Annotated in this window: 10 protein-coding genes and 2 tRNA genes; 9 read left to right on the plus strand and 3 right to left on the minus strand. The window is 41.8% G+C overall.

All coding sequences use genetic code 11. From position 1 onward, the window contains the following. Positions 1 to 13: 13 nt before the first annotated feature. Positions 14 to 1675 carry an L-lactate permease gene (lldP, locus tag FSC11_RS10085; protein WP_163166693.1) on the minus strand — a complete coding sequence of 554 codons (1662 nt, stop codon included), beginning with the start codon at positions 1673 to 1675 and terminating at the stop codon, positions 14 to 16. A gap of 273 nt (positions 1676 to 1948) precedes the next feature. Further along, the gene (locus tag FSC11_RS10090) at positions 1949 to 2119 is read right to left on the minus strand and encodes a hypothetical protein (protein WP_155858011.1); all 171 of its coding nucleotides are present in this window, start codon (positions 2117 to 2119) and stop codon (positions 1949 to 1951) included. Between the two features lie 59 nt (positions 2120 to 2178). Between FSC11_RS10090 and argG the strand changes: the two genes are divergently transcribed. Further along, positions 2179 to 3519, plus strand: a complete 1341-nt coding sequence (gene argG, locus FSC11_RS10095; RefSeq protein WP_004810660.1) for an argininosuccinate synthase — start codon at positions 2179 to 2181, stop codon at positions 3517 to 3519. Between the two features lie 66 nt (positions 3520 to 3585). On the opposite strand, the gene FSC11_RS10100 is transcribed toward argG, so the two are convergent. Beyond that, a complete protein-coding gene (locus FSC11_RS10100; RefSeq protein WP_171521715.1) occupies positions 3586 to 4854 on the minus strand; it encodes a GGDEF domain-containing protein in 1269 nt (422 codons plus the stop codon). 151 nt (positions 4855 to 5005) lie between these two features. Between FSC11_RS10100 and pyrC the strand changes: the two genes are divergently transcribed. From pyrC to FSC11_RS10135, 8 genes are all read left to right on the plus strand, one after another. Further along, positions 5006 to 6040, plus strand: coding sequence for a dihydroorotase (gene pyrC, locus FSC11_RS10105; RefSeq protein ID WP_004893685.1), 1035 nt, complete (start codon positions 5006 to 5008; stop codon positions 6038 to 6040). Next, a complete protein-coding gene (gene rnt, locus FSC11_RS10110; protein WP_008303612.1) occupies positions 6025 to 6684 on the plus strand; it encodes a ribonuclease T in 660 nt (219 codons plus the stop codon). The genes pyrC and rnt overlap by 16 nt, the downstream gene beginning before the upstream one ends. Before the next feature lie 20 nt (positions 6685 to 6704). Further along, positions 6705 to 6780, plus strand: a tRNA-Glu gene (locus FSC11_RS10115). Between the two features lie 165 nt (positions 6781 to 6945). Next, positions 6946 to 9492, plus strand: coding sequence for a TonB-dependent receptor plug domain-containing protein (locus FSC11_RS10120; protein ID WP_163166697.1), 2547 nt, complete (start codon positions 6946 to 6948; stop codon positions 9490 to 9492). 81 nt (positions 9493 to 9573) lie between these two features. Next, positions 9574 to 9723, plus strand: coding sequence for a hypothetical protein (locus FSC11_RS16140; RefSeq protein ID WP_171521716.1), 150 nt, complete (start codon positions 9574 to 9576; stop codon positions 9721 to 9723). 211 nt (positions 9724 to 9934) lie between these two features. Further along, positions 9935 to 10010, plus strand: a tRNA-Glu gene (locus tag FSC11_RS10125). A gap of 114 nt (positions 10011 to 10124) precedes the next feature. Continuing rightward, complete coding sequence (locus tag FSC11_RS10130; protein WP_004810673.1) at positions 10125 to 11537, plus strand: amino acid permease; 1413 nt, start codon at positions 10125 to 10127, stop codon at positions 11535 to 11537. Positions 11538 to 11622: 85 nt separating this feature from the next. After that, a complete protein-coding gene (locus FSC11_RS10135; protein ID WP_163166699.1) occupies positions 11623 to 12516 on the plus strand; it encodes an alpha/beta fold hydrolase in 894 nt (297 codons plus the stop codon). Positions 12517 to 12686: the final 170 nt, after the last annotated feature.

Raw genomic sequence — 12686 nt, forward strand, 5'->3', positions numbered from 1 at the left:
CCTCAGTATGGTGTTATGGAATCATCCATGGGAACACATAAGCTTGTAAGGTGATAATGATACCGATCATCACCGTGAAGGTGATACTGTGTTTTACGGTAAAGCGGAATAAATCCGATTCTTTACCGACAAGACCTACTGCGGCACAGGCAATTGCAATCGATTGTGGTGAAATCATTTTACCGGTTACACCACCGCTGGTATTCGCTGCCACCAGCAATACTTCAGGTACACCGATCTGCTGAGCCGTGGTTGCCTGTAAAGCCGAGAACAATGCGTTTGCTGAAGTATCAGACCCTGTCAGGAATACACCGACCCAACCCAGGAATGGTGAGAAGAACGTAAATGCTTGTCCTGTATGTGCCAAGGCTAATGCCAAGGTTGCCGATAAGCCCGAATAATTGGCAATGAAAGCAAACGCCAATACCATACCAATTGAGTAAATCGGTGTTTTCAGCTCATTTACTGTTTCAGCAAAGGTCGCTACTGCGTCTTTCGGTTTCATTTTCAGGTAAATGATGGTGATGATTGCAGCGATCATGATCGCTGTACCCGTCGCCGACAACCAGTCAAATTTATAGATCGCGTCGTAGTCTTTCGCTTCAGCGACCACCGGCGGCAACTTTTGAATCATTTGATGCAGGAAAGGCACTTTAATAGAAATTACTAAATCACTTAAAGCCCCATCTTTGGCAAACAGATCTTTAAATGGTTTGATGCTCCATAAAGTTACCATGGCAGTCAGTACCGCAAATGGCGACCACGCTTTAATAATTTGACCGATGCTATATTTTTGCTGGCTTGCCAAAGCAATGTTGCCATCGACCAGTTGTTCATTATCAAAACGGAAAATATGTTTTGGCTGCCAGAACTTGAGTAATACCGTTAAGCTCACCAAAGATGCAATCGCTGCAGTGATATCAGGTAATTCAGGACCTACATAGTTAGCAGTCAGGAACTGCGCCAGGGCAAAAGAACCCCCACCGACTAAAATTGCAGGCCAGGTTTCTTTCACACCACGCCAGCCATCCATGATTGCCATAATCCACACCAGTACGATGGGTACCATGATTGGCAACTGACGTCCTACCATCTGGCTGATTTCCATGGTGTCTACGCCTGATACCTGACCAGCGACAATAATCGGAATTCCCATCGCACCAAAAGCTACAGGTGCAGTGTTCACAATCAGACATAAACCCGCGGCATACAGTGGTTTAAATCCAAGACCTACTAATAACGCTGCAGTAATTGCAACCGGTGCGCCAAAGCCTGCAGCACCTTCCAGAAAAGTACCAAAAGCGAAGCCGACCAATAACATTTGTAAACGCTGGTCTTCGGTTAATGACAGGATCGATGAGCGAATAATGTCAAATTGACCGGTCTTCACTGAAATCTTGTAAAGGAATACGGCGCCAATAATAATCCAGGCAATCGGCCACAAGCCGTAGAAGAACCCATAGACCATGGAAGCCAATGCCATAGTGACTGGCATTTTGTAGAGGAACATTGACACCAGAAATGCCAAAGCCACAGTAATCGTTCCCGCTACACTGCCCTTCATTCTGAAAACAGCAAGAGCAAGAAAAAAGAATACGATTGGAATAAGGGCGATCGCGCTGGAAATCCAGATATTTCCGATTGGATCGTAAATTTGTTGCCACTGTTGAAGCATTCTCTACTCCTTGAAATGCTTGTTTGTTATTTCATTACAGGACATGTTCAAAAGCTTATTGGTATGACCAATTTAGCATTAAACAGACCAATATCGGTCTTTTATCCAGCCAAAGTTAATGAAATATTTAAAATACTGCAATAGCTAATTTATTAAAATATAATTGGTATGACCAATTTTTATATTAAAAGATGGAATTCAATATAAGTGATAGCTAAGCAACATCCGGTATTTAACAGGTCGAGAGAAGCAAAGGTTGAAATAAAATGAAGCCTATAGAACTTTAGTCTTAGCCAGCTTAAAAACCCCAGATTTGGCTAATTCAAGGCCATTTGTGATGGCTCTCTTTGCATTAGATTGTTTATTTTTTTGTCTATTTTTTAGATTTTGCATTTTTTTTGCGAAAACTTGCCATTTGAAAGGTGTTACAATATCTGCATTCAAAATTCTCCTTGGCCACCAATATAAGTGGTGCCTATATTATTCTATCGTTAGGATTAACAATGTCTGATAATGCAACTATCTTACAGAATGTACCTGTAGGCAAAAAAGTTGGTATTGCCTTTTCTGGTGGTCTAGATACTTCAGCAGCCCTGTTGTGGATGAAACAAAAAGGCGCAGAACCTTATGCATATACTGCAAACCTGGGTCAGCCTGATGAAGATGATTACGATGCCATCCCAAAGAAAGCTGAAGCGTATGGCGCAGTAAAAGCACGTTTAATCGACTGCCGTCTACAGCTTGCATTAGAAGGTATTGCTGCAATTCAATGTGGTGCGTTCCACATCTCAACTGGTGGTGTTCCTTACTTCAACACAACGCCACTGGGCCGTGCAGTAACAGGGACAATGCTTGTTACCGCAATGAAAGAAGATGACGTGAACATCTGGGGCGACGGCTCAACTTATAAAGGTAACGACATCGAGCGTTTCTACCGTTACGGTTTGTTGACCAACCCAAATCTTAAAATCTACAAGCCTTGGTTAGACCAGACGTTTATTGACGAGCTTGGTGGCCGTGCTGAAATGTCGCAGTTCCTGATCGACAACGGCTTTGACTACAAAATGTCAAAAGAGAAAGCTTACTCAACTGACTCAAACATGTTAGGTGCAACTCACGAAGCCAAAGATCTTGAATACCTGAATGCAGGCATCAAAATCGTTGACCCAATCATGGGTGTTGCGTTCTGGAAAGAAGAAGTTGAAATCAAACCTGAAGAAGTGTCGATCACTTTTGAAGAAGGCTTCCCAGTTGCGATCAACGGTCAACGTATCGAAGATCCTGTTGAGTTCATTCTTGAAGCGAACCGTATCGGTGGCCGTCATGGTCTAGGTATGTCGGATCAGATTGAAAACCGTATCATTGAAGCGAAATCTCGTGGTATCTACGAAGCTCCGGGTATGGCGCTGCTTCACATTGCTTATGAACGTCTGGTGACGGGTATTCATAACGAAGACACGATTGAACAATACCGTATCAATGGATTACGTTTAGGTCGTTTACTTTACCAAGGTCGCTGGTTCGATTCTCAAGCGCTTATGCTTCGTGAAACGGCTCAGCGTTGGGTTGCTAAAGCGGTTACCGGTACTGTGACTTTAGAACTACGTCGTGGTAATGACTACACGATTATGAACACTGAATCTGAAAACCTGACATACGAAGCTGAACGCTTAACGATGGAAAAAGGTGATTCAATGTTCTCGCCAATGGATCGTATCGGTCAGTTAACTATGCGTAACCTGGACATTACGGATACGCGTGCAAAACTGGGTATCTACACAGGTGCGGGTTTACTTGCAGTGGGTACCGGTTCAGCTGTTCCACAATTAAAAGACAAAAACTAAGTTTTAGTTGTGTCAAAAAAACCGCGCAAATTGCGCGGTTTCTATTGTCTGTAATTCAGGAAAAATTCAACTGATATGCAGCGGTTTTGAATTTACCGAAGCAATGCTCTGATAATAAATCTGATTGCGCCCTAGTTGCTTGGCACGATACAGTGCCTGATCTGCAATACCGAGTAATCCATCTTTGGTCATAGCTTGCTCGCCACGATAAACCGTAATGCCTAGACTTACCGTAATCTGCTTGGATACCAAAGATTTTTCATGTGGTATTTCCAGACGTTCAATCGCTTTAAAGATATTGGTAGATACTGCATAAGCCCCATGTGCATCAGTTTCTGGAAGTAGCACCACAAACTCCTCACCTCCATAACGCGCAACAAAGTCCATATGCCGGATCGCATTCTTGATAGTTTTGGCGATGGTCGAAATCACATCATCACCCTTCTGGTGCCCATAAAAATCGTTATAGTTCTTAAAGAAATCTACATCGATAAATAAAATAGCCAAAGAGCTTTCCTGACGCTGAGCGGTAGAAAAGTAAATTTCCAGCATTTCATCAAAGGTACGGCGATTCGAGATTTTGGTCAGCTCATCATGCTGGCTCAGATGTAACAGTTCGGTATTGTGAATCCGGTGAATCTGCTCACTGATCCGCGCCCGCATGGAATAAAGAAAAATCATCCGTTCACGTGCAAAAATCATATGACTAATAACAAAACCGAGCAGGCAACTTCCCAACAGAATTCGGCCAAATACCAAAGGATTAAAGTTAGCCCCAACCAGAGTCAGGCAAATAATCGTAGTTCCAGCTGCCAATACACCAGTGATCATCATCTGAATCGGCTTGACACCAGTAAGGATATAACCCAACACATAAATAATGGTGACAATTGCCATGGATTGATGCTGTAAAGCTGCAGTCTGAATGGACATAGTTAGACATGAAATTGAAACCAGTGCCCAGAATATCAAGACCAGTGAAGCAGGCTGAAAAAAAGGTTTTAAGCGTTCTAAACTTGAGAATAAATAGAAAACAAATAAACTAATTCCGCCATTAATAATACCTATTAAAGACAATACAAAATCATGTACAAAATATTGTTTATCGATGATCCAGTAATCGGTAGGAATAAGGATAAGGATGCCGATAAAATAGATTAATAATCCTGCCCAGACATACTGATCGGTGTGCTTACGGGCACGTTCCAGATTTTTGGTCCAGAATTCATCTTCAAGCGGTTGAGGAAAAACTCGGCTTAATTTCTGCCCAGCAATAAGCTCTTCGACTTTTTCCTTTTGATCCTGCAGTTTTGCTAAATTATACTTATATTCCATGGCAAGCATGTATGTAATTTTTTTAGTGTTTTTAAAATAACATACTTTTTTAAATTAATTCATAGTTAATGCATCTTTTGTCAGTATTTCACATTACCATTTTCGGTATAGATGCATTATCATTCATATTATTTCTCTGATTGAATTCGCCTTGAATACGATTACGATTCTCCAGCCAGATGACTGGCACGCTCACCTACGTGATGGTCTAGCACTTAAACGTACTGTTCCTGATCTAGCTCAACAATTTTCCCGCGCAATCTGTATGCCAAACCTGGTTCCACCAGTAAAAACCGTGGAAGAGGCAAACAGCTATCGTGAACGCATCATGGCGCATGTGCCGGAAGGCTGCAACTTTGATCCACGCATGGTGTTGTACTTCACCAACAATACTTCACCTGCCGAAGTTAAAAAAATCAAAGAATCTGAGTATGTGAATGCCATCAAGCTTTATCCTGCTGGTGCGACTACAAACTCGGATAGCGGTGTAAGCGATATTTCTAAAGTGTATGCAGTAATTGAGCAGCTTGAAGAACATCAGGTACCTTTACTGCTACATGGTGAAGTCACGCATAACCATGTCGACATTTTTGATCGTGAAAAACGTTTCCTGGACGAAGTACTTTCTCCATTATTAAAGCAGTTCCCGAAACTGAAGCTGGTACTTGAACATATTACCACCAGTGAAGCGGCAAACTTTGTCCTGGAACAGGACCGTAATGTGGCTGCAACGATCACGCCACAACATTTACTGTTCAACCGTAATGACATGCTAGTGGGTGGCATCAAGCCGCATTTCTACTGCCTGCCGATTTTAAAACGCCAGACGCATCAGCAAACTCTGCTGGAAGTCGCGACCAGCGGTAATCCTAAATTCTTCCTGGGCACAGATAGTGCGCCGCACTCAAAAAATGCCAAAGAAAATGCATGTGGTTGCGCAGGATGTTATAGTGCGCCCACTGCAATTGAACTTTATGCTCAGGCATTTGATCAGGTCGGCAAAATTGACCGTCTGGAAGGTTTTGCGAGCCACTTTGGTGCTGACTTCTATGGCCTTCCTCGTAATACCAATACCATTACCCTGGTAAAACAAGATCAAGTGATTCCTGAGAGTCTGGACTATTTGGATGGTGAACAGATTATTCCGTTATATGCGGGTAAAACCATTCAATGGAGAAAAGTGTGACAAATGAAACTCTCCCAGTCATTGGTCAACGTTTCCGTGGATTCCTGCCTGTTGTTGTCGATGTAGAGACAGCGGGCTTTAATGCACAAACTGATGCCTTGCTGGAAATCGCTGCCATTCCTATTATTTTTAATGAGAAAGGTGAATTTGTGCCGGGCCCTGCTCACCATGCACATATCAATCCATTTGAAGGGGCAAACCTTGACCGCCGTTCGCTGGACTTTATTGGGATCGATCCCTCTAATCCGATGCGTATTGCAATGGCCGAAGATGAGAAAACTGCGCTTAAACGCATTTTTAAATCTGTCAATGAAGTACGCCGCCAGCAAAACTGTACCCATGCCGTTCTGGTCGGTCATAACGCGCATTTCGATTTAGGCTTTGTACAGGCAGCTATTGCCCGTACAGGAACCAAAAACCAGAACCCATTTCATAGTTTTTCTGTCTTCGACACAGTGACTTTGAGCGCGGTGATGTTTGGTCAAACCGTACTGGCAAAATCCTGTATTCAGGCCGGTATCGAGTTTGATGGCAAAGAAGCCCATTCTGCATTATACGACACGCAGAAGACAGCTGAACTGTTTTGCTATATTTTAAACAAACTCACCCCACACCTGCTTGACACTTTGGTGGCGGATCAATAAGATACCGCCATCTTCTAAACGTCCCTATCGTCTAGAGGCCTAGGACATCGCCCTTTCACGGCGGTAACCGGGGTTCGAATCCCCGTAGGGACGCCATCTATTTTCCTATGTCTTTTTATTTCTATTATTCAGCTATTTAAGTCGATTAAATTCCGTACATATAAAAAACCTATTAACGCAAATAATTCTCATTATTATTGATTATTACACCAAAGTTAATGATAATCACTTTCATTATCATTTAAAGATTCAACCCTTCTCATGCGTTTTGCTTATTCAACACTTTCTATTGCAGTTCTAACAACATTATCAACCTCTAGCTTTGCAGAAGAATCAAATTATCAAGAATCCATCCTTAATGAAGCTACGGTTAAGTTCAACACGATTATTATTGAAGCTCAGCAAGAAAATGAAGTTGGAAAAGCCATTTATTCAAAAGAAGACTTAGAAAAGACGCCGAATAGCTCTAAAAATATCACTGACTTTTTAAAAGTAAATCCGAATGTGCAGTTTAGCAATGAACATATGGCAGCTAGCTCACAAGCTGATTTAAAACCGGCTGAAATTTCGATTCATGGCGCACAATCATTTAATAATAAATTTGTGGTGAATGGCGTCAGCAACAGCAATAACCTCGACCCTGCTGGTTCAGGAACAACCAACTACGGTCCAGTGTCTGGCGGTTCACAAGGTGTGGCAATCAACACCGATTTATTGTGTAATTTAGAAGTATTAGACAGCAACATTAGTGCAAAACACGGTGGCTTCACCGGTGGTGTGGTTCAGGCAGAAACCTGTGCGCCTAAATCTGAAATTGGCAAAGTCCATGGTAGCATCACTTATGACTATACAGAAAGTGACTGGAACCACTACCACTTAAAAACTGATGCAGACAAAGGACTCTTGGAAGGTGCATCAACCCAGTCAAACCAAAAAGAGTATGTTCGCCAAGGTGTTAGTGCCAATATTTTTGCTAAGCTTTCAGAGGTTTATGGCTTCGATCTCTATGCTTCACAACGTAAATCAGCAATTCCTGTTGAAAGTGGCTTACCTGCACCAAAACAAATTGATCAAGAAAAACGTAACACCAATGTCGGCGGAACCTTGTATGTCGATCCAAATGCAGACACCAGTATGAAATTCGGTTTCGCTTTAGGTGATTTGGAAGACAATACTTACGCAGACAAACGTCGTAACTCTCACAGCAGCACCAATAATCAATCAGCTTTAATTTTCGCAGAGATGCAAAAAAAACAAGATTGGGGACAATTAATACACAAGCTCAATTACCAGCTAATTGACAATGCACGTGAATCATCATCTGATCGCGGTGTGAACTGGATGTATGCAGCAGGGAGCAAAGACTGGGCAAATACTGAAAAAGTATGGGAAGGTGCAACCTCTGCAGATATTGATTTAAAACAATCTTCTGTGAGTTATGGGTTAGATGCGCTATTTAATAACTTTAAATTTGCAGACACCGACCATCAAATCAGCGCCGGTTTTACCTATCATTATGATGATGTGCAATGGGAACGTACCAAAGATTTTTCAACTTTCTATGGCGTAACATCAGGGAAAACCCAAAACTTGTTTGATCTTAAAGGTCAACAATGTCAAATCAATGATCCCCTCTGCGATGAAAATACCACAGCTGTATTCCTGAACAATAAAGTCCCTACGGTCTTTGATGGTCAATACTTTAAAAAGGGCAATATATACAAAGCAGGCAGCTTTGCTGGTCAATATCATCAAGCAGCCTTGTATCTAGAAGATAATATTCGCTGGAACAACCTCAATGCCCGTTTAGGTGTGCGTGCTGATTATGATGAATCAAATAATAATCTTAACTTTGCACCACGTAGCAGCATTAGTTATCAGCCTTTTTCCAATAAATTATTAACCCTGACTTCAGGTTGGAACCGCTACTATAATGCCCCAACGTATATGACGGACTTGCGTCAACATCTGACCTCATTAGATTTTAACATCAGCCGTGCTGATCAAAATTCTGAATGGGTTGAAGAAGCAAAAGTTTCAGCCAATGATACACGCCGCAAGGATCTTAAAACCCCATTTGCAGATGAATTTGTCCTTGGGTTTAATAGCCAATTTAAAAACACCAATCTAAGCTTAAAATGGGTGAATCGTCAGTATGATGATGAAATCACCCGTAATAGAACTGATATTCCAAACGACTATTTTACTTATTCTTATGAGTTTAATAACAGCGGTTATGGCGAAAATGATACCGTAACGCTAGAACTTAATACGATTGAGCCATTTAAATTTAAAGGCACTCAACATGATTTAGGCTTAGCAGTCAATTACTCGGATGTGTACCGTAGCGCACCAGATTATACGGAAAACTTTACCGAAGAAGACCTTCAGGAGCTGATTTCCTATGATGGTAAAATCATGCCTTATGGTGACCGCCCTGCATCAAACTATAACCAACCGATTACTGCACGTGTCATGTGGAATATTGGCTTTGATTCTCTTCCTTTAAAAATTTCCAACTTCTTTAGCTATAAAGACACCTATGAGCAAGTGTTAGAAGCGAGCTCTGCTGACAAAGTGGTGCATGATGGCGTTAAAATCGATACTTATACGCTACAAGATGTAAAACCTCGTTTTACATGGGATGTGCACACCACCTATGATTGGAAAGTTTCAAAAGATTATTCAGCGATTTTTGGCTTAACAGTAAATAATATAACTAACCGCAATAATTTATATGTGAGTGGAAGTAAACTGTACTCTGAAATTGGCCGTCAATTTATCGCCGATGTGACCTTCAAGTTCTAATCATCATAAAAGAGCACTCAGGTGCTCTTTTGAATTTGCTTAGGCTATAATTACTGCAATTTCATCTCTTGCATTTGTGCCATGTTAAAAAAGATCTTACTGGTTTTAGTGATTTTAGCGCCTTCCGCACTGTACCTCTATATCGTCAACCGTGAAGACAAAACCAAAGCTCCTGCGGAACAAGTGGTTCCAGCCAGTCAACCGGCCGAGTTCCAAACACCTGACCATTAAATCCACACTGCTTAAACTCCTGTAAAGTGACGGGAATTTGAAGTTTTAATGTCGATTTCTGATGCTATAAACTGATTAATACGCTAGTTTGAAATCAGAAATCACATTAATCCTTTGTTCTTGTTTAATGTTTAATCTGTTAATTCATTTTTAGCAAAAAGCCTTTTGACAAAGCTTAGCTTAGTCCTTAACATAGCCATCACCTCGCAACGTCCCTATCGTCTAGAGGCCTAGGACATCGCCCTTTCACGGCGGTAACCGGGGTTCGAATCCCCGTAGGGACGCCATCTATTGATCTCATACGATCAGCACTTATTCAAAATTACTATTATTTGATTGCAGATTTGTAGTTTTTGACTACAATAGCTCGCTTCATTCCTTTGAAGTATTTCTTATTTCCTATGCACTCATCTCCGAATGATGCTACGCATCAGGGCAATTCTGCGCCTTTAAAACGCGCTATGAGTACTCGACATCTGGTCATGATTTCGCTTGGTGGCGCAATCGGGACCGGCCTATTTTTAGGGTCGGGTGAAGTCATTGCACAAACGGGGCCTGTAGGTGCCATTCTTGCTTATCTCCTCGGCGGTATCATCGCTTACATGGTTATGCTATGTCTGGGTGAACTTGCCGTACATATGCCTGAATCTGGTTCATTTGGTGCTTATGCCAAACGTTATATTGGACCGGGCACAGGTTATACCATTACCTGGTTATACTGGCTGACTTGGTCAGTGACACTGGGAACCGAATTTACCGCTGCAGCTTTATTGATGCAGGAATGGTTCCCGGACAGCTCCATGTGGATGTGGACACTGGTCTTTGGTGCGCTTGTGTTTACACTGAATATGATTTCGACCCGCTGGTTTGCAGAATCCGAATTCTGGCTGGCCCTCATTAAAGTTGTCACTGTTATTGCCTTTATCCTGCTGGGATTATTGGCCATATTTGGTGTATTGGGTTATGCAGGTCAGGAAACTGCCCCGCTGTTTAGCAATCTGACAGCTCAGGGTTGGTTCCCTGAAGGCCTGTTCCCCATCTTCACAACAATGCTGATTGTCAACTTTGCCTTCTCAGGTACAGAACTGATTGGTGTAGCCGCTGGTGAAACCAAAGATCCTGCCAAAAACGTACCGAAAGCCATCAATACCGCAATTTTCCGCCTATTGATTTTCTTTGTAGGTACGATTGTCGTGGTGACGTGTCTATTACCACATCAAGAAGCAGGTCTTGCTGCTGAAGGTGTAAGTAGTAGCCCATTCGTGACCGTATTCCAGCACATTGGTATTCCATACGCTGAAGACGTTATTCGCTTTGTAATTATCACCGCACTGTTGTCTGCTGCAAACTCAGGTTTATTTGCTGCTTCCCGTATGATGTGGTCATTGTCTTATAGCAAACAATTACCAGCCATGTTCTCAAGAGTGAATGCACGCGGTATTCCTTACATTGCGGTAATCGTAACCATGATTGGTGGTATGCCAGGTCTGTTGTCTGAACAGTTTGCACCAGAAACCATTTTCACTAACCTGTTGGGTATTGCAGCCTTTACCATGGTGGTGGTCTGGATGAGTATCTGTCTGAGTATGTTCAACTTCCGCCGTGAATGGTACAAACAAGGGAAGACAGCTAAAGATCTTGCTTTCGCTGCACCGTTGTTCCCGATTGTGCCGATTCTGGGTTTCCTGTTCTGTCTGATTACCTGTATCAGTATGGTATTTGATCCAACAATGCGGATCAGCTTCTTTGGCTGTCTGGTGTTTATTGGACTTTGCTATGCCAGCTATTATAAGTTTTATCACAATAAAGCTTAAATCTTAGCGCTAACAAAAGAGCAGCTCCGGCTGCTCTTTTTTTATCTATACTGAATATGTGTCAGGCAGCCACAGCGTTGTGTCGATGAAAATTATTTATATCCATGGGATGAACAAGCAGAATTTTAGTTCTGCTTCATTAAAGCAACGTTGGCTAAGTCTGCTTAAACATGGTCTGAAACAGTCGCATCGACAGGCCTGTTTTGCCTATATCAAACGTCATGTTCGTATCCCTTTTTATGGAGATTTACTGTTACGGCATCATTTACATAATGTATTGAACGCCAGTACCTTAATGCCACAAGAGTGGCCACATTTTCCCTTGCGCCACCCACTTAAATCCCAACCGTCGCCGCCACATTTTCATCAGTATTTAGCTGAAACTTGCAAGATTCCCGAATTAAATATTGAGGATGCTCTGACTTTTAACCAAAAGCTGAAATTTATTAATAGCTTAAGCCGAAATACAGCCTTACGGGATTTTATGGTCTTGCTCAATTATTTTCCCCATCTCCATGATACGCTCATCAAAAAATTTCTGATTGAAACATATTTCTATCTGGCCAATGCCAGATTCATGCAGCAAGTTCATCAGCGTATTGGTCAGCGACTACATGACAATAAACCTTGTATCTTGATCGCACACTCCTTAGGCAGCGTGATTGCCTATCATTATCTGCTTTTACATCCGGAATTAAATGTGCAGCGCTTTATTACGCTCGGATCACCCATGGCCTTTCGTGTGATACAGGAACATTTACCGCAACCGATGACCCGACCCGAGGCCATTCGTGGTGACTGGATCAATTTTTATTGTAGCGATGACTTTCTGACTGCCTTTCCCTTATCAGAACCACCCTTCAAATTTCAGCCGGCGATTATTAATCAGAAAATTCGTACCTCCATCTATCATTCGCATGATATTGATAGTTATATCCAACATCCCGACGTCATCAAAGCGCTACTGGAATTACTTTAGGATTTACTTAAACAGCGGGATTAAACTTTTACCGTTTTATTCCTTTCTTTTTTCTATGTAGTAAAATCCTTGATCCGTATCTATCAATTTACTGCTTTTTCTATCTTTTTTTATAATTATACAATTGTCTGTTAATGATTGTTTTATCAAAGATAATTTATACATGAACA

This window comes from Acinetobacter schindleri (genome assembly GCF_010918895.1).
Classification (GTDB): Bacteria; Pseudomonadota; Gammaproteobacteria; order Pseudomonadales; family Moraxellaceae; genus Acinetobacter; species Acinetobacter schindleri.